Here is an 18,422-nt window from a genome sequence, read left to right as displayed (position 1 = left end):
GCGGGCCGGTTTTCTACAGACTGCGCGTCGATGATGGCCAACGTCGGGCTTTCCTCCCGTCCTGCGAGCGTTCGCACAGCCTTCTTTATAATCGGAGACTTAGGGAGATCTCAGCATATATCTGTGTTTCATCCAATAGAATTCATGGTATCCGGATTTTCTCAGGCTGATTCTTACAGTATGTTATTTAATTAATAATACTGTCTCTGACAATGATATTATTATGGGGCTACAATATTGGGTGGAATGAGCAAGCAATTGATAGAGTAATGGGCAATTGCAAGTGATTTTCTGCCTTTTCTTTTTTGTATAATGTTTGAAGTTCTCGATTAGAGAAGCTAACAATCAAGCCTAGGCCAATCAGTTATTTTAACTGCAAAAGCTAAGGTTGCAAGCCTTAATGGTTCACAAGTTTTCTCCTCAGTGTCATAACAAAAATAAGATTGCAGAGATAAAATAGTTTATTTCGCAGTAAGGGAAATTCAGAACTGTATTAACATAACTCTCGTTCTAATAATGAAGGATAAGGAATCATTTATCATGTTGACACACTTACAGCGCCTTGAAGCGGAGAGTATTCAAATCATGCGGGAGGTTGTTGCGGAGTGCGAGCATCCGGTGATGCTTTACTCTATCGGCAAAGACAGTGCGGTAATGCTACATCTTGCAGTGAAAGCCTTTTATCCATCGAAGCCGCCTTTTCCATTGCTGCATGTGGATACAACGTGGAAATTCAAAGAAATGATTCAGTTTCGTGATGTGATGGCGAAAAAGCTCGGGCTGGATTTGATTGTATATATCAACCCTTACGGAATTGAAAAAAGTATTAATCCATTTACACATGGTTCTGCAGTTCATACGGATATCTGGAAGACAGAAGGATTGAAGCAGGCACTGGATAAATACGGTTTTGATGTGGCATTCGGGGGAGCGCGACGGGACGAGGAAAAGTCGCGTGCCAAGGAGCGCATCTTTTCAATTCGGTCGGCGCAACATCGCTGGGATCCCAAGCTGCAGCGCCCTGAACTCTGGCGGCTGTATAACACTCGTAAAAATAAGGGTGAGAGCATTCGAGTGTTTCCTTTGTCCAATTGGACCGAGCTCGATATCTGGCAATATATTTATTTGAATAATATTCCTATCGTACCGCTGTATTTTGCTAAAGAGCGTCCTGTTGTGGAACGTGATGGCACATTAATTATGGTGGATGATGATCGTTTGCCTATGAAAATGGGAGAAGTTCCAATGATCAAGAAAGTACGTTTTCGTACCCTCGGTTGTTATCCATTAACTGGGGCAATTGAGAGTGAGGCGAGTTCTCTGACGGCGATCATTCAGGAAATGCTGCTTACAAAAACATCTGAACGGCAAGGCCGACTAATCGACCACGATTCTGCAGGTTCAATGGAGAAAAAGAAACAGGAGGGTTACTTCTAATGGCGCATGTATCTAGTTTGATTGCTGAAGATATCGAGCTCTATTTGAAATCTCATGAAAACAAGAGCTTGCTTCGTTTTATCACTTGCGGCAGTGTTGATGACGGGAAAAGTACACTGATCGGCCGAATGCTGTACGAGTCAAAAATGTTATTTGAAGACCAACTGACTCAGTTGGAAATGGATTCAAAAAAAGTTGGTACACAAGCAGGTGATCTGGATTTTGCACTGTTGGTGGATGGACTTGCGGCAGAGCGTGAGCAGGGTATTACCATTGATGTGGCATATCGCTTTTTTTCGACGGATAAAAGAAAATTTATCGTAGCGGATACTCCCGGACATGAGCAGTATACGCGCAATATGATCACCGGTGCTTCAACGGCAGATGTTGCTATTATTCTTATTGATGCACGCAAAGGAGTATTGACGCAGACTCGGCGGCATAGTTATCTGGTATCGTTAATAGGGATTCGTCATGTGGTGCTGGCAATTAATAAGCTGGATATGGTGGGTTATTCGGAAGAAATTTATAACCAGATTGATCAGGATTATCGCGCTTTTGCAAAAGAAGTAGGGCTGCAGAATATCGTGACAATCCCTATGTCTGCTCTGAAAGGCGATAATATTACCGAATTCAGTTCAAATACGCCGTGGTATCAGGGAGAGACATTGATGGGATATCTGGAGAACATTCAGGTAGAGAACGTGGCTGAGGAATCCGGTGTTTTTCGCATGCCTGTACAATGGGTAAATCGTCCTAATCTGGATTTTCGCGGCTACTCAGGTATTGTTGTCCGTGGCAGCATCAAGCCTGGCGATTCTGTTCGTGTGTTGCCATCGGGCAGGGAGAGTCGTGTGGCACGTATTGTGACCAGTGACGGTGATCTTGAACAAGCCATTTCGGGGCAATCCATCACATTGACACTAGCGGATGAAATCGATATCAGTCGGGGTGATATTCTTGCAGCGACCGATTCACCGCCGGGTGTGGCCGATCAATTCGAAGCCACCATCGTATGGATGTCGGATGAGCCGATGCTGCCCGGCAGGCCTTATTTGATGAAGATTGGAACGAGGACAATAACTATCAATGTTTCGGCACTGAAATATAAGGTTAACGTCAATACGCTCGAGCATGTCGCTGTTACCAAATTAGCGCTTAATGAAATCGGTGTTTGTAATCTAGGCACCGATCAGTTGATAGCTTTTGACCCGTATAAAGAAGATCGCGATACGGGGGGCTTTATCCTGATTGATCGCTTGACTAATAATACGGTTGGTGCAGGTATGCTGCATTTTGCTTTGCGCCGGTCGCAGAACATTCACTGGCAGGCCATTAACATTAATAAGCGAGCGCATGCCGCCATTAAAGGGCAAAAACCTTTCATACTCTGGTTTACCGGATTATCTGGCAGTGGTAAATCGACTATTGCCAATTTGATTGAAAAAAGGCTCTATTCGCTGGGAAAACATACCTATCTGCTGGATGGGGATAATGTACGCCATGGCCTTAATAAGGATCTTGGTTTTACTGATGCGGACCGGGTTGAGAATATCCGCCGTATCGCCGAAGTCGCCAAGTTGATGGTTGATGCGGGACAAATTGTTTTGGTATCTTTTATCTCTCCATTTCGCTCGGAACGGCGAATGGCACGGGAATTGGTAGAGCAAGGTGAGTTCTTCGAGATATTCATCGATACGCCCATTAATGTGGCTGAACAGCGAGATCCGAAAGGGTTGTACAAAAAAATGCGACGTGGAGAATTAAAAAACTTTACTGGCATTGATTCACCTTATGAGATGCCAGAAAATGCAGAGATTCGCGTTGATACTACAATTCAAACTCCAGAACAGGCGGTTGAGCAGATTATTAATTATCTGACTGATGCAGGTGCATTGAGTCAGCCTTGATTATTATTTATTCATTGCGACGAGTCCTTGTTGATCAACCCTCGTATAAAAATTACTCATCATATTAATATGAATCATTACTATGTATTTAATGGCGATGCGGATGGATTGTGCGCCCTGCATCAATTAAGGCTGACTGATCCAACAACCGCGAGTCTGATTACCGGCGTTAAGCGTGATATCAAGCTGCTGGACCGAGTAGAAGCCAGTGCGGGAGATCGGGTAACAGTGCTTGATATTTCTCTGGACAGTAACCGCAAAGGACTCATGCGCTTATTGGAGTGGGGTGTAATCGTTGAGTATTTCGATCATCATCATGCCGGAGAAATACCCCATCATCACAATCTGACACCACACATTGATTTATCCGCCGATGTATGCACCAGTCTTCTGGTTGATCATCACTTAAAAGGAAGGTTTCATCTATGGGCAATTACTGCCGCTTTTGGTGATAATCTCATTCAAAAAGCCCAGCAGCTTGCGGCTTCAGCAGGGCTCTCGAAAACGGAAATAGAACAACTTGCGCATTTGGGTGAATACCTGAATTACAACGGCTATGGCGACAACTTGTCTGATCTTCACTTTCATCCGGCAGCTCTCTACGAAGAAATCAAACCTTATAACAATCCTTTTAATTTTATTGCTCAATCGGCTGCTTTTGCCAAACTTGCTGCAGGATTTAAAGATGATATGAGTCGGGCAGCGTCTTTAGAGCCATTGACGAGTGACGATCATGGGGCAGCTTATTTACTGCCGGACGCGCCATGGGCAAGACGTGTAAGCGGTATTTTTGCCAATAAACTGGCCAATGAGAATCCAGGGCGTGCACATGCTGTAATTACACGTAATCAAACTGGAAACTATACGGTAAGTGTGCGAGCTTCACTTGCAAACCCGCAAGGGGCTGATGTATTGTGCTTGCAATTTGAGACAGGGGGAGGGCGCAAAGCTGCTGCAGGTATTAACCATTTGCCAATAGATTCGCTTGATTATTTTGTGACCAATTTTAAGCAGCACTTTCACAATTAATTGAGCAGCAGCTTGGAAAATTTAAGTAGGTTTCGGTGTGATTGAGTAAATCTATCATTTCTTGTCGAGGCTTATCATCATGATTCTTGTTACCGGTGGCGCTGGTTATATTGGGTCGCATACTTGCGTTGAATTGCTGAACGCAGGTTTTGATGTGACAGTTTTTGATAATTTCTATAACAGCAATCCTGAAGCATTGGTACGAGTAGAACAAATTACTGGCAGAAAGCCGGAACTAATACAAGGCGATTGCCGTGATCGTGCTGCTGTGGTAGCTGCTCTTAAGCAAAGTCAAGCCAATGCTGTTATCCACTTTGCCGGTCTTAAAGCAGTTGGAGAATCGGTTGAGCAACCTCTTTCTTATTACGATAATAATGTAGTTGGGACGTTACGCCTGCTTGAGGCTATGCAGGAATGTGGTGTCAAAACTCTGGTATTCAGCTCTTCTGCTACAGTTTATGGTGATCCTGTTCAATTGCCGCTGACAGAGAGTCATCCGCTTGCACCGACCAATCCTTATGGGCGCAGCAAATGGATGGTCGAAGAGATGTTGCGCGATCTTTATCGCAGCGATAATACATTTCGCATTAGCATTCTGCGCTACTTCAATCCGGTGGGCGCACACGACAGTGGATTGATCGGTGAGGATCCCCAGGGAATACCGAATAATTTAATGCCTTTCGTAGCGCAAGTTGCAGTAAAACGAAGAGAAATTCTTAATGTATGGGGTAACGATTATCCAACTCCAGATGGAACCGGAGTGCGCGATTACATTCATGTAGTCGATCTGGCACTCGGGCATCTCAAAGCGCTGGAAGCTCTACGCAACCCGCAAGTCAATAAATTTCCTGAATGTCTGACAGTAAATCTCGGTACTGGCCGAGGTTATAGCGTTCTGGATGTGGTACGCGCTTATGAACAGGTAAGCGGACGTCCTGTTCCCTACCGGATTGCGCCACGCCGTCCCGGCGATATTGCCTCCTGCTATGCTGATCCGAAACGCGCCCTGGAGTTGCTGAGCTGGCAGGCAAAACTGGGACTGGACGCGATGTGTGCAAGTAGCTGGCACTGGCAGAGCATCAATCCCAAGGGTTATCAAAGCTGAGCTGAATTATTTTCCTGCTTTATCAGTAAATGCATTAGCCTGATTTATATCTAATATTAAGGAGATATCTACATTGAAAGCGATAAGAAAAGCTGTTTTTCCTGTTGCCGGATTAGGAACGCGTTTTTTGCCAGCAACCAAGGCAAATCCAAAGGAAATGCTACCGATTGTTGATAAACCTCTGATCCAGTTTGCTGCAGAAGAGGCAGTCGCTGCAGGGATTGATGTGTTAATTTTTATTATCGGACGCAACAAGAGCTCGATCCCTGATCACTTTGATAAAGCCTTTGAGCTAGAGGCAAAGCTGGAAGCAAGCGGTAATCAGGAAATGCTCGACGTTGTACGCAACATCCTGCCATCGCATATTGATTGTATCTATATTCGACAAGCTGAAGCGTTGGGATTGGGGCATGCAGTGTTATGTGCACAATCTGTGGTGGGCGATGAACCCTTTGCGGTATTGCTAGCGGATGATTTGATCGATGCTGGCGAGAGAACATGTTTAAACCAGATGGTCGATATCTATAACCGCCATCATTGCTCAATACTAGGAATTGAACAAGTTCCTCGCGAAACAGCAAATCGTTATGGCATTATTGATAGTTCACTAATGGCTGAGCGCTTGTCAAAGGTCAATGCAATTGTTGAGAAACCCCCCATCGATAAGGCGCCTTCCAATTTGGCTGTAGTTGGTCGTTATATCCTGACACCGCGTATTTTTAAACTTCTAGAGAAGACAGAACGTGGAGCTGGGAATGAAATTCAGTTAACTGATGCAATTGCAAAGTTATTAAAAGAAGAAACAGTTCTAGGCTATGAATTTGAGGGTAAACGGTTCGATTGTGGAAGTAAATCTGGCTATTTAAAGGCAACTGTAGAATTCGCATTACAGCATCCTGATCTTAAGGAGGAATTCGAAGCTTACTTGCACGATCTAATAAAAGAGTAATCTGGATATTACTGAAAGGGTTTGCTTAATATTTATCGACATTTTTAAAACCTTTTTCTTAAAAGATAGATAGCATTTTTTCTGAATGATTGTTTCTTTAAGAAATTATCATTATTTATTATGTGCTTGAGATTAAATCGCTATACGGATTAATTACGGTTTATTAATGATTCATCAATTCTCTGAGCACATAAGGTAGAATGCCGCCATGCCGGTAATAATCCACTTCTATAGCAGTATCAATGCGGCAGAGCAGGGGAACTGACTTACGGGTACCATCTTTACCTCTGATAACCAAGGTCATATCTTTTTGTGGTGAGATGGTATCCAAGCCCAGAATATCAAACTGTTCATTACCTTGAATGCCGAGTGACTGAACATTGTCATTGCCTTTAAACTGTAATGGAAGAACTCCCATGCCGATTAAATTGCTGCGGTGTATGCGCTCAAAGCTGACTGCAATGACCGCTTTGACCCCTAACAATTGAGTTCCTTTGGCAGCCCAATCGCGACTGGATCCTGTGCCGTATTCCTTACCGCCAAAGACTAGCGTGGGAATTCCTTGGGACTGATATTTCATGGCGACATCATAAATACTCATTTGTACAGGTTCGTCACTGTCAGCTTGATATAGGGTGATACCTCCTTCACTCCCAGGGATCATAAGATTTTTGATGCGTACATTGGCGAATGTACCGCGCATCATCACTTCATGGTTACCACGCCGAGCGCCATAGCTATTAAAATCGGCCTTAACAACATGGTTATCCTGCAAATATCGACCAGCTGGTGAAGTGTCTTTGATCGAGCCAGCCGGACTGATATGGTCTGTAGTAACAGAATCACCAAAAATACCTAATGCATAGGCATTTTTGATATCATTTGAACCATTGCAGACCGCGGGTTGCAGAGAAAAACTCTGAAAAAAAGGAGGTTCGGCAATATAGGTGGATTGCGGCCAGTTATAAGTTTGACCGGTTACAGAAATGATATTATTCCACAGGAAATGATCCTTGGTCAGATTGCTATACAGTTGCCGGAAAGTATCTGCGTTAGCGGCAAATCTCATCAATGCATGAATTTCTGTACTACTTGGCCAGATATCCTTAAGCCAAACAGGCTGATTGTCTTTACCGATACCAAGAGGTTCGGTGGTGATATCCTTTAAGACAGTACCCACAATGGCGTAAGCTACCACCAATGGGGGTGAAGCTAAAAAATTGGCTCGGATATTTGAGTGAATCCGGGCCTCAAAATTGCGATTTCCTGATAATACAGCAGCACAAACTAAATCACTTGCCACAATGGTTTCTTCAATCGGATCAGCCAATGGCCCTGTATTGCCGATACAGGTAGTGCAACCATAACCAGCCACATTAAACCCAAGTTGTTCAAGGTAAGACAATAACCCTGTGGCGGTCAAATAATTTGTTACTATACGCGAGCCCGGTGCCAGTGAAGTTTTGATATGACGTTTAACCGACAGTCCTCTCTCGACAGCTTTTTTGGCCAATAAGCCTGCCGCGATCAGCACGCTGGGGTTGGATGTGTTGGTGCAGGAAGTGATAGCGGCAATTAATACATCGCCATGACCTAGCTCAACTGAGCAACCGCTAAATTCATCAGTGCAGTCACTGACCGTGTTTGGAGTCGGGCGGTTACTGGTCATTTCAGTAATGTGGCGGGATACCATCCGTCGTTCTTTCAGACCAACTTCCTGTGTTGAACGGCGATCGTCGGTTTCATGAGTAGAGTGTAAACCAGGCGGTGACCCGCGATTTTCATCCATATTAACAGAACCAATATGAGTATTAACAACTGGCTCTTGGGCAGAAGAACGGGTTAGATAACGTTGATAGATATCATCATTATGTTTTCCATAACCACTTTCTTGAATAGGTTTATGGAAGAGTTCTGTAAATTTAGACTTAATAGCGGAGAGATCGATGCGATCTTGAGGACGCTTGGGACCTGCCAGCGAAGGCGAGACTGAACTCAAATCAAGCGTTAGCTCTTGTGTATAGTCGATATCTCCTTGTCGAGGAATGCCGTATATTTCCTGCGCCTGGAAATAAGCTTGGAATACTGTAATTTCTTCTTGAGTGCGCCCTGTATCTTTGAAATATTGGATGGTGACATCATCTATCGGAAAGAAACCCATGGTTGCGCCATATTCAGGAGCCATATTGGCTATCGTGGCACGATCAGGTAATGTCAATGAGGCAGTTCCTTCCCCAAAGAACTCTACAAATTTACCGACTACATTTGCTTTCCGTAACATTTCGGTGATCGTTAAAACCAGATCAGTTGCAGTAACGCCTTCACGTAATCGGCCTGTCAAATTAACACCCACTACATCAGGCGTAAGAAAATAAACCGGTTGTCCCAGCATACCGGCTTCAGCTTCAATGCCGCCAACACCCCAGCCGACAACGCCGATGCTGTTAATCATTGTAGTATGTGAGTCGGTACCTACTAAAGTATCCGGAAAGACTAGCCCGTCTTTTTGATGCACGCCGCGGGCTAGATATTCAAGATTGACCTGGTGCACGATACCAATTCCAGGCGGTATCACTTTGAAAGTGTCGAAGGCCTGCATTCCCCATTTAATAAACTGGTAGCGTTCACTGTTACGGGAAAACTCAATTTCCATGTTGCGATGGAGTGCTTCTTTAGTTCCGTAATGGTCCACTTGAATGGAATGATCAACTACTAGATCCACTGGTACCAATGGCTCTATCAATTTTGGATTTCTTCCTAATTTTATCGCTGCGCTACGCATGGCGGCCAGATCCACTAAAAGAGGTACGCCAGTAAAGTCTTGCAAAACAATACGCGAAACGACAAATGGTATTTCATCAATTCTTGGAGCATGGGGTTGCCAGTTTGCCAATTGCCGAATATGAGCTTCGTTTATTTTTTTGTTGTCGTAATTGCGCAATACTGATTCCAGAATGATGCGAATAGAGACTGGAAGGCGGGAAACTTTTCCAACCCCGCTTTTTTCCAAGGCCGGAATTGAATAGTATTTCGCACTTTTTTCTTGTGCAAGGGATAGTTCCTGTAGGCTATTGAATAGATTGTGATTCATTATGGTGTCCCTGAACAATAATGCGAATAAGTAAGTATTCTACGATAATATATATTTTTGAGCGAACAAAGTCACGCTTGGATTGCCTGTAGTGCAAGCAGATGCCTCAGCCTCAAGTAATCGTATATTTGATTTGATTAAATTGAATGGAAGGGGTTGAATAGGGGAGGCAAGAATGTTCAGGTTTAACATTGTTACAAGAGTAAGTGTCGGTTAACTCAACGATTAGCTCCATTAAAGAGAAATGCGAGCCCAAAGTGCTGCGAGATTATCCTTGTGACATTAATCAAAAGCGAGGATATCCGAGGAATCTTACTGATACCCAGAAGAGCCTCCTGTCCCACCAGTAGGGCTGCTTTGATCCACCCCTGCAGGATTGCTGGGGTTTATTCCGATAGGGCTGGAAGGGTGTACAGTAGAACGGGGCGTGCTCATGTCAGAAGGGTTTATAGGATTTACTAAGGCAGGATTATTTTGCGTACCATTGGTTGAAGAAGAAGTGGACTGCGATTTCTGATCTATCTTTTTCCTATCATCATGCTTATTGAATGGTGAAGTAGGTTGCGCTAAAGCAAATACGCTTAATAGTAAAAGTGCAAGGGTTAGAAGAATTGTCAATATAAAGTTTATAATTTTGAGCATGATAATCTCTTGTTGATGAAGTATATTGCTTCGTTAGAAGGTGATAACTGTCTCATCGTTTCTTATCTATTTTAATAGTTTATTTGGGAAATTATTTTCGTAGCATGGTATTACTTTTGTCCTGTGCCATCTCATTTAGTTCATGGTCCACCTCTCCGAGATTTGAATTATTCCTCTAGTCTGCGTTGTATCCCTTACTCGGCTCGTGCCTCGATTTTTCGCCTTTTTATTTACTTATCAAGCGTTAAATCTGAATTTAGCTAAAGTCTGTATATTATTTTATTAACTAAAAATGGAAATACAGAAATTCAATATAATCTGAGACCTTGCACGGTTACAATCTTGGGATAATGGGGCGGATGATATAATTATAATTACGTTTTAAAACAACAGCATTGAAGTGATGGATATGAGTTTCTTGGAATACGATGTAACCCGCCGTATCCGGAAAGAGAATTTCTTGAAGCAAATCGATCAATTGATAGACTGGAACTCGATAGAGAGAGCGATCGCAGTTCATTATGCGCCGGTGTCGGATGCTGCAAGCCGTCCGGCATATTCTGGATTGCTGCTGTTCAAGATGCTGCTGGCAGGAATCTGGAACGGTGGTTTAAGCGATGAGTCGGTGGAAGACATGGCGAATTCGAATCTGCACGTGATGCGATTTTTGGGTTTGTCGTTGGAAGATGATGTACCGGACCACATTCCGTACTATCGCGCTTCAGAACCCGGCTGACGGCAGCAGGTGCGTGGGATGAATTGTTAGCGCAGGTGAATGAGCAAATACAAGCGCACGACATTACGCTCAGGAAAGGCTGCCATGGCGTAGCGCGCCTTTCAGTCAAACTCACAGGTTTCACTGCTAGGAACGCCAGAGGAACAAAGGCTTGGCTAGCCGATGGCCGATGTGGCGCTTGTTGTTTCCAATCCAGCACAAACCGCTGCACTGACCTTTGAACCCTGATAACCTTCAACCTGCAAACATTCAAATAATCTTTGTGCAGTCCTGCGTTGGCGTCTGGGCAATTTCGCATCCTTTCAAGCCATTCAGCTAGTTGTGATTTAAAAGCACCTAATTTCGGTGTTGGTTGAATTTTACGTTGGTATATCGATTCCCCTCACTCCTTAATGCCTTGCGAATCGTTTGTCGTGAAAGATTCAGACTATTTGCCATCACACTGATGCTTCTTTGCTAATGAAATGTCGGTATCTGATGCAGGCTTTTGCTCTATTGATATCACTCCAGCGTTCTCCCACTAAATGCCGGATTTTCTCATCCATAGGGTAGTAACTTTTCAATGTTGATTTTACTCTTTCCCTGGTAATCTTTGCATGTTGATTAACAAAAAAGGATTCGTTACCGCGCAGGCGGCTTAGAAATTGCACGCATTTTATCACGATGAAAACTGCGTGGTCCTTGCTCGATCTTTGCCTCAACTTTAAGATTGATTTTGCGGATGATTTTTAAAATCACCCCACAGCACAACCTTAAGCCATATTTTTCTCGATTGATCTCACTTTGTGTCCGAATTCCAAGCCTACGAAATACCGAAACTGGTGGACATCAGCCATGTAAAGCATGCTGTAATAAGAATCCTGCCACACCGGTGGATAACCACAGCCATTTTGGGTGGTCAGTCTTAGCTAATAATATAAGATAAGGCAAAACTTGCAGCATTAGTCTCCAGTACACGTCAATATCCCACTCCTATCCAGTTCATCAATTCTTTTAGAGATTTCTTCATTATTTAGATTTGAATAAATTTAGGAATCAATAAAATTATTAACATCGGAAGGGTATGTCAAACACGATCCATTTCTTGAGAATTTGAGATTGTCATTGCTAATCCTTTATTTTTGAAAATTAGGATGCATCTCTACTTAGACAAATTTTTATTTATTACTTCACTGTCTACTACTCCAGAAAGAGGCATAGTAGATTTAATGAACTTTTCCTTAAGTGCATCGACTCCCGATTGCGGTCTTGCAAGCTGTGTCAAATCATTTCGTTCTTGGCGTTTCTCCTGAGTATTTACACCCAACCGCTGGTCCCGTTGTTCAATTAAGCCAGGAATCTCTTCTTCATCTCGGTTAAATGACCATTCCAGAACGGGGCTACCGAACGGTAACTTGTCGCCGTCTTTTCCAAATGGGGCAGAGTTCCAAACATGCCAGGTTTTGCCGTAACTGTTCATCTTGCCCTTCATCAATTCCATTTCAGCTATATTAGGTAGATTAGGAGCAATGAGCTGACCTGATAAGATTTCGAAATTATGAGGATGCCAATATTTTTTCTCATTGTCGGGCAAGGATTCAAATAATGTTTCTGAAATAATATATTCAACACCGATTAGATTTGCCCCCTGTGTATTACCATCGAATATCACGCATTGAGCAAAATCTTCATTAACTTGATTGCAGAAATGATGTGCTTCCATTTGATGAGATGGGTCTTCTTTTGCCACATGAAAACCAACCAGATAGATATTCAAAGGATCTAGAGGTGAATCAGTTTGTAAAATTGTAGATCCTGTTTCAAGAACTCTTGTTTTTGCGGATTTCTCTTGTCCTTCGGGTTTTATAGATGGTTGCATAGATGGACTACAAGCTGCGATTGAACCAATACAAAAGAAAGCTAAGATTGCGAGGCAAGGTTTCATTGCTTTTCCTTTATGGATTCATTTATTAATTTTAATCTACTGACTCATATCCTTTTTATCTGTACGATATCGAACTCTGGTTTTCGTAAATCTGCGCGATAATTTATGTTAATTTTCTTGCTACTATTAAAGGGCTGCGCCGCCGACTGACGCAAGGTACATGAAGGGCAAAGCCAGGAATGCTGTCCGAACCCAATCAATCGTGTAAGAACTTTGTTCCTGACTGCATCATATTGCAAAGCAGCTTTTAGTAACGGTATTGAATCATTTTGGAGTTTTACCAAGCGGCGGCTTGCAAAGTTTAACGGTGTGTCAGTTAACTTTGAGCTGCATTTAAAAGAGTCTGAATGTCGCTGGAAGAAACAGCCTGAGGAACGTGCCAAGAGCCATGCTTATGGCTGGTTTTTGACAGTTAAAAACCAGAAACATACTAGCTTTTTTATTTCATAAGTTACACACAAATTACGCATGAGAAAAATAAAAAAGCCTGATCGTATACAAGCCTTTGTTTTTATTGGCGTCCCCAAGGGGATTCGAACCCCTGTTACCGCCGTGAAAGGGCGATGTCCTAGGCCTCTAGACGATGGGGACTAAGATTTTGTTATAGCTTTGTATTATCCAGAAAACTGGTGGAGATAAGCGGGATCGAACCGCTGACCTCTTGCATGCCATGCAAGCGCTCTCCCAGCTGAGCTATACCCCCTGATCAAAGGAAGAAGGATTATACTGATGCCCCGGTTTATTGTAAAGAAAAGATCAATCGGTAAATTCGTTAAGACGGGCATTTATACGAGTAAGTGTTTCTTCACGACCCAGTAATTCCAATACAGCATCTATTGAAGGGGTATGAGTTTCTCCGGTTACTATAATCCTCAATGGCATTGCAATCTTAGGTAATTTAACATCATGATTATTAGCCGCCGTTTTTATTTCATGATGAATAGATTCGCGTGTCCATTCAATATGATTAAATTTTTCGGTCAAGCCGCTCAATAAAGATCTTGTTTCTGCATTAAAATACTGGGCTTTTAGTTCATCCGTAGGCTCCAGCGGACGGTAAAAGTAAACAGCCGCGTCAGCCAGTTCCTCAATGGTATTGACTCTTTCTTTGAGCAAATCAACAATACGCATCAAATTTGGACCATCGGATATATAGCACTTATCTTTATTGAGAAAAGGAACCACTAATTCAGCGAGGCGTGAGTTATCCGTTTTTTTGAGATACTGCTGATTGATCCAATGCAGCTTCTCAGGGTTGAATTTGGCGGGAGAGCGGCTGATCGATGATAAGTCAAACCATTCAACCAATTCTTCCCGATTGAATATTTCTTTGTCACCATGCGACCATCCAAGCCTTGCCAAATAGTTTAATAATGCTTCAGGCAAATAACCATCCTCCTGATATTGCGTTACTGAAACAGCACCATGGCGTTTGGATAAGCGCTCGCCATTGGCACCCAGGATCATGGGGACGTGCGCATATTCCGGTAGCGGCGCATTCAGCGCTTTGAGAATATTAATCTGCCGCGGTGTGTTATTGACGTGATCATCGCCTCGTATGACATGACTGATGCTCATATCCAGATCATCCACCACTACGCTGAAGTTATAAGTAGGAATTCCGTCGCTTCGTAATAACACCAAGTCATCCAGCTCATTATTCGCTACACTGATACGGCCCTTGATGAGATCATTGAGTACAACATATCCTTCCAATGGATTCTTGAAGCGAATGACGGGCTTTACGCCGGTGGGCGGAGTTTGTTTCGAATCACGCCAGCGTCCATCGTATCTGGGTTTTAATCCGGCAGCCAATTGCTGTTCCCGCATTTCATCCAATTCTTCCTTGGTGGCGTAACAGTAGTAGGCCTGATTATTACGTAATAATTGCTCGGCAATGTCATGATAGCGCTGTAATCGTTGCATTTGATAAAATGGGCCTTCATCATAATTCAAATTCAGCCATGCCATGCTGTCAAGAATTGCTTGCGTGGATTGCTGAGTAGAGCGTTCCTGATCAGTATCTTCAATGCGCAAAATAAACTTACCACCATGCCTACGTGCATAGGCCCAGGAGAAAAGAGCTGTGCGTGCGCCGCCAATGTGAAGATAGCCTGTTGGGCTGGGTGCAAATCGTGTGCGTACCGTCATGATTGGTGATTGTTGTGTCAGTAGTATGCTGAAAATAAAAACTGGATAGTTTACGCGATTCTATAAAGGTGGTGTTTTTATTATCCGGCCTGGTAGTAAGGTATTGAACAATTAATTTGCGATAAGGATGTCATCTAAAGCGGTATAATGTTAACTATTTAATTAGATTGATTTTTCTTATTTCTTGACAATGATGTGTTTTACAAATGACTGACCTAATACATGAGCTGATTTTTGCTGCTGCTGAACGTTCACCAGATGCTGAAGCATTATCATATCAGGATCAATATATGCGTTATGCTCGTCTGGCCGAAGAAATTGAGGCAAAAGCGGGCGGGTTGCATACAATGGGTTTAAGTCGCGGTGAGCGCGTCGCTGTTTATCTTGAGAAACGCTTGGAGGCTGTGGTGGCATTATTTGCTGCATCCGTAGCTGGCGGAGTATTTGTTCCGGTAAACCCAATGTTAAAACCTGAGCAGGTGGCTTACATTCTGATCGATTGTAATGTGAGAATATTGATTACTTCATTGGAGCGATTGAAATTACTGCAAACAATTTTATTGTCCTGCCATGATCTGCATGTCGTTGTTGTAGTGGATGCCAAGGATAATCTTCCGCGTATCAGCGGCCTTGTTGTTATCAGCTGGGAAGCAATCCATCTGACAAATAGGTTGCGTCCCTCGGCAGCTACGATCGATAGTGATATGGCCGCAATTATTTATACTTCGGGCAGCACTGGAAAACCCAAAGGAGTCGTGCTTTCACATCGTAATCTGATGGCTGGTGCAAAAAGCGTAACACAATATCTGGAAAACCGCTCCGATGATCGGATTCTGACTGTGCTGCCTCTGAGTTTTGATTATGGATTAAGTCAGCTCACTACTGCCTTTTATGTTGGAGCGATGAGTGTCTTGATGAATTATCTGTTACCACGAGACATTATTAATATCGTTAAAGAACAACAGATTACTGGTCTTGCGGCTGTGCCGCCGTTATGGATTCAACTGGCTCAATTGGATTGGGGAAAAGTGTCTTCATTACGCTATATCACCAATTCGGGTGGCACCATGCCACGTACGACACTGAATCAACTGCGCAGTGCACTGCCGACAACACAAATTTTCTTGATGTATGGCTTTACCGAAGCCTTTCGTTCAGCTTATCTGTCACCACAAGAAATCGATCGGCATCCAGACTCTATCGGCAAGGCGATACCTAATGCTGAAGTGCTTGTATTGCGTGAAGATGGATCGCATTGCGTGCCGGGTGAGCCCGGAGAACTGGTGCACCGCGGTGTTTTGGTAGCAATGGGTTATTGGAATGATGCAGAAAAGACAGCTATATGCTTTAAACCCATCAAAGCACGTCAGGCTGGATTACCAATTACAGAAATTGCCGCATGGTCAGGTGATACCGTGCAAATGGATGAGGAGGGGTTTCTCTACTTCATAGAACGTCGTGATGAGATGATCAAAACTTCGGGTTATCGTGTCAGCCCAACCGAAGTGGAAGAAGTGATTTATGCCACAGGGCATGTCGCAGAATCTGCTGCGATAGGGGTTCCGCACCCTGAGCTGGGGCAGGCTATTGTCGTGATTGTGATTGCCCGGAAGGATATAAAGTTGGATGTGAATATTTTGCGAATAGCATGCAAGCATCACCTGCCTGCCTATATGCTGCCTCACCATATTGAGATACGGCAAGGCAGCTTGCCGCGCAATCCGAACGGTAAAATAGATCGCAAATCTCTTTTTCAGGAAATGCAGCATCTGTTTATGGGAAATGATCAGTGAACAATTTGCCTCCAGAACATGCGCCGCTTGTACAGTTTCCTGTACAAAATGATTGCCTGCAAGTCGGTGGTATTTCACTGACCCGCTTGGCTCAGCGCGTTGGAACCACACCTTTTTACGCCTATGATCGGCAAAAAATCACTGAACGAATCACCTTATTACGCCAGCACTTACCGCCCGGGATTTTGTTGCATTACGCGATGAAAGCCAATCCTATGCCGGCAGTAGTGCAGCATTTGGCAGGGCTGGTTGATGGAATAGATGTCGCTTCAGCCGGGGAAATGAAAATCGCACTGGATACGATTTTACTTCCGGATAAGATCAGTTTCGCTGGACCAGGAAAAAGAGAGTATGAACTGGGCAGCGCTATCGCCGCAGGCGTGGTTTTGAATATCGAATCCGAGCAGGAAATGGAATTGATCGCTCAATTAGGAGAATTCTTGGGTGTTGCACCCAACGTGGCAGTTCGTGTTAATCCGGATTTTGAGCTCAAATCTTCCGGAATGAAAATGAGTGGTGGTCCTAAACCTTTTGGTGTCGATGTAGAGCGTGTTCCTGGGATGTTGAAACGATTGCATAAACTTGGACTAAATTTTATTGGTTTTCATATTTTTAGCGGTTCTCAGAATTTGAATGCAGCAGCGATTCAGGAAGCTCACACAAAAACTGTGCAGCTTGGCATTCAACTTGCAGAATATGCACTATCTCCAGTGCGATTGTTAAATATGGGTAGTGGTTTTGGCATTCCTTACTTTCCTGGAGAGCGAGCATTGGATTTGTCTGCCATAGGTAAAAATCTGCAACGTCTGCTCCTGGAAGTGGAACGACAATTGCCGGGTATCCGCATCGCAATTGAATTAGGCCGCTATACAGTGGCAGAAGCAGGAATTTATGTTTGTCGTGTTTTGGAGCGAAAATTATCGCGGGGTCGGGTTTTTTTAATTACTGATGGTGGTTTGCATCATCATTTGGCTGCATCAGGGAACTTAGGTCAGGTCGTCCGTAAAAATTATCCAGTCATCATTGGAAACAGGGTGCAGGGCGCAGAACAGGAAGTTGTTTCTGTGGTCGGACCACTTTGTACTCCGCTGGATATATTGGCAGATCAAATGCAAATGGCCAAGGCATCTGTGGGTGATCTGGTGGTTGTTTTGCAGTCAGGCGCTTACGGTTTAACAGCAAGTCCCGTCACATTTCTCAATCACCCTAAGCCAATTGAAGTGTTGGTATAGGTTATGTAATTTAAAGTTAATAAGCAGCAATACCCTCTTTGTGCAGTCTATTTAGTACTGCTTTAATCTGACCGAATTTAATATTTTAGGAAGAAGTTTGTGTTGTATTTTATGCACAAATTTGTATTGTTGTTGTGATTTTCACACTAATCGATATGGATCAGTTGAGTATTCGCTTTAAATAGCTAATATAATGAGCCAGCATTAGCACTAGTATTAGTTATTGAAGGAACAAGCATTTATTTTGTTTAAGCTATTTTTCTGGCTATATGATGTTATCAAAAGAGTAAAAATAAATTCTGGTAAAAAATAGAGCATTGTTTTCATGTTTATTCATGACTGTCATAAAAATAACTTCATTTATATTTCTTAAATATTAATAATTAGGTGCTTGTTATTTTTGTTTTTGAAAAAATGAGCATG

The 18,422-nt window shown here is 43.2% G+C and carries 13 protein-coding genes, 2 tRNA genes and 1 pseudogene; 9 read left to right on the top strand and 7 right to left on the bottom strand.

Annotated elements, in window-relative coordinates:
• Positions 1 to 516 precede the first annotated feature (516 nt).
• From cysD to galU, 5 genes are all read left to right on the top strand, one after another.
• The gene (cysD, locus tag BM021_RS07830; protein WP_177186330.1) at positions 517 to 1,437 is read left to right on the top strand and encodes a sulfate adenylyltransferase subunit CysD; all 921 of its coding nucleotides are present in this window, start codon (positions 517 to 519) and stop codon (positions 1,435 to 1,437) included.
• Complete coding sequence (gene cysN, locus BM021_RS07825; protein WP_090720484.1) at positions 1,437 to 3,347, top strand: sulfate adenylyltransferase subunit CysN; 1,911 nt, start codon at positions 1,437 to 1,439, stop codon at positions 3,345 to 3,347. Before cysD ends, cysN begins: the two co-directional genes overlap by 1 nt.
• Before the next feature lie 69 nt (positions 3,348 to 3,416).
• On the top strand, positions 3,417 to 4,376 hold the full coding sequence (locus BM021_RS07820; protein WP_090720483.1) for an acetyltransferase: 960 nt from the start codon (positions 3,417 to 3,419) through the stop codon (positions 4,374 to 4,376).
• A 79-nt stretch (positions 4,377 to 4,455) separates the two neighbouring features.
• Positions 4,456 to 5,481, top strand: a complete 1,026-nt coding sequence (gene galE, locus BM021_RS07815; RefSeq protein WP_090720482.1) for a UDP-glucose 4-epimerase GalE — start codon at positions 4,456 to 4,458, stop codon at positions 5,479 to 5,481.
• Between the two features lie 73 nt (positions 5,482 to 5,554).
• Positions 5,555 to 6,430, top strand: a complete 876-nt coding sequence (gene galU, locus BM021_RS07810; RefSeq protein ID WP_090720481.1) for a UTP--glucose-1-phosphate uridylyltransferase GalU — start codon at positions 5,555 to 5,557, stop codon at positions 6,428 to 6,430.
• 163 nt (positions 6,431 to 6,593) lie between these two features.
• On the opposite strand, the gene BM021_RS07805 is transcribed toward galU, so the two are convergent.
• Complete coding sequence (locus BM021_RS07805; protein WP_090720480.1) at positions 6,594 to 9,521, bottom strand: aconitate hydratase; 2,928 nt, start codon at positions 9,519 to 9,521, stop codon at positions 6,594 to 6,596.
• Between the two features lie 312 nt (positions 9,522 to 9,833).
• Positions 9,834 to 10,163, bottom strand: coding sequence for a hypothetical protein (locus BM021_RS15220; RefSeq protein ID WP_143074309.1), 330 nt, complete (start codon positions 10,161 to 10,163; stop codon positions 9,834 to 9,836).
• 403 nt (positions 10,164 to 10,566) lie between these two features.
• On the opposite strand from BM021_RS15220, the gene BM021_RS07800 reads away from it, so the two are divergent.
• Positions 10,567 to 10,899: a transposase gene (locus BM021_RS07800; RefSeq protein WP_090720479.1), complete on the top strand. Its 333-nt coding sequence runs from the start codon at positions 10,567 to 10,569 to the stop codon at positions 10,897 to 10,899.
• A gap of 155 nt (positions 10,900 to 11,054) precedes the next feature.
• Here BM021_RS07800 and BM021_RS16095 read toward each other — a convergent pair whose 3' ends face one another.
• The gene (locus tag BM021_RS16095) at positions 11,055 to 11,189 is read right to left on the bottom strand and encodes a hypothetical protein (protein ID WP_256207839.1); all 135 of its coding nucleotides are present in this window, start codon (positions 11,187 to 11,189) and stop codon (positions 11,055 to 11,057) included.
• 851 nt (positions 11,190 to 12,040) lie between these two features.
• Positions 12,041 to 12,823 carry an OBAP family protein gene (locus BM021_RS07795; protein ID WP_090720478.1) on the bottom strand — a complete coding sequence of 261 codons (783 nt, stop codon included), beginning with the start codon at positions 12,821 to 12,823 and terminating at the stop codon, positions 12,041 to 12,043.
• Between the two features lie 252 nt (positions 12,824 to 13,075).
• Between BM021_RS07795 and BM021_RS16090 the strand changes: the two are divergent.
• Positions 13,076 to 13,273 (top strand): annotated as a pseudogene (locus BM021_RS16090) (hypothetical protein); the annotation flags it as partial.
• A 65-nt stretch (positions 13,274 to 13,338) separates the two neighbouring features.
• Here the strand turns inward: BM021_RS16090 and BM021_RS07785 are convergent.
• The 3 genes from BM021_RS07785 to gltX form a co-directional block, all read right to left on the bottom strand.
• Positions 13,339 to 13,414 (bottom strand) — tRNA-Glu (locus BM021_RS07785).
• Between the two features lie 36 nt (positions 13,415 to 13,450).
• Positions 13,451 to 13,526 (bottom strand) — tRNA-Ala (locus tag BM021_RS07780).
• Between the two features lie 53 nt (positions 13,527 to 13,579).
• On the bottom strand, positions 13,580 to 14,974 hold the full coding sequence (gltX, locus tag BM021_RS07775) for a glutamate--tRNA ligase (protein WP_090720476.1): 1,395 nt from the start codon (positions 14,972 to 14,974) through the stop codon (positions 13,580 to 13,582).
• 206 nt (positions 14,975 to 15,180) lie between these two features.
• Between gltX and BM021_RS07770 the strand changes: the two genes are divergently transcribed.
• Together BM021_RS07770 and BM021_RS07765 are read left to right on the top strand one after the other, a co-directional pair.
• A complete protein-coding gene (locus BM021_RS07770) occupies positions 15,181 to 16,767 on the top strand; it encodes an acyl-CoA ligase (AMP-forming), exosortase A system-associated (protein WP_090720475.1) in 1,587 nt (528 codons plus the stop codon).
• Positions 16,764 to 17,999 (top strand): pyridoxal-dependent decarboxylase, exosortase A system-associated, encoded by a 1,236-nt coding sequence (locus BM021_RS07765; protein ID WP_090720474.1) that lies wholly within the window; start codon positions 16,764 to 16,766, stop codon positions 17,997 to 17,999. Before BM021_RS07770 ends, BM021_RS07765 begins: the two co-directional genes overlap by 4 nt.
• Positions 18,000 to 18,422: the final 423 nt, after the last annotated feature.

The organism is Nitrosomonas sp. Nm166, assembly GCF_900112825.1.
Lineage (GTDB): Bacteria > Pseudomonadota > Gammaproteobacteria > Burkholderiales > Nitrosomonadaceae > Nitrosomonas.
This window is presented reverse-complemented; position numbering and strand designations above follow the sequence as displayed.

What these genes read in the sequence shown, in the direction of transcription:
- cysD (WP_177186330.1), top strand. Translation starts at nt 517, where the DNA reads ATGAAGGATAAGGAATCATTTATCATGTTGACACACTTACAGCGCCTT.
- cysN (WP_090720484.1), top strand. Translation starts at nt 1,437, where the DNA reads ATGGCGCATGTATCTAGTTTGATTGCTGAAGATATCGAGCTCTATTTG.
- BM021_RS07820 (WP_090720483.1), top strand. Translation starts at nt 3,417, where the DNA reads ATGAATCATTACTATGTATTTAATGGCGATGCGGATGGATTGTGCGCC.
- galE (WP_090720482.1), top strand. Translation starts at nt 4,456, where the DNA reads ATGATTCTTGTTACCGGTGGCGCTGGTTATATTGGGTCGCATACTTGC.
- BM021_RS07805 (WP_090720480.1), bottom strand. Translation starts at nt 9,521, where the DNA reads ATGAATCACAATCTATTCAATAGCCTACAGGAACTATCCCTTGCACAA.
- BM021_RS15220 (WP_143074309.1), bottom strand. Translation starts at nt 10,163, where the DNA reads ATGCTCAAAATTATAAACTTTATATTGACAATTCTTCTAACCCTTGCA.
- BM021_RS07800 (WP_090720479.1), top strand. Translation starts at nt 10,567, where the DNA reads ATGGATATGAGTTTCTTGGAATACGATGTAACCCGCCGTATCCGGAAA.
- BM021_RS07795 (WP_090720478.1), bottom strand. Translation starts at nt 12,823, where the DNA reads ATGAAACCTTGCCTCGCAATCTTAGCTTTCTTTTGTATTGGTTCAATC.
- gltX (WP_090720476.1), bottom strand. Translation starts at nt 14,974, where the DNA reads ATGACGGTACGCACACGATTTGCACCCAGCCCAACAGGCTATCTTCAC.
- BM021_RS07770 (WP_090720475.1), top strand. Translation starts at nt 15,181, where the DNA reads ATGACTGACCTAATACATGAGCTGATTTTTGCTGCTGCTGAACGTTCA.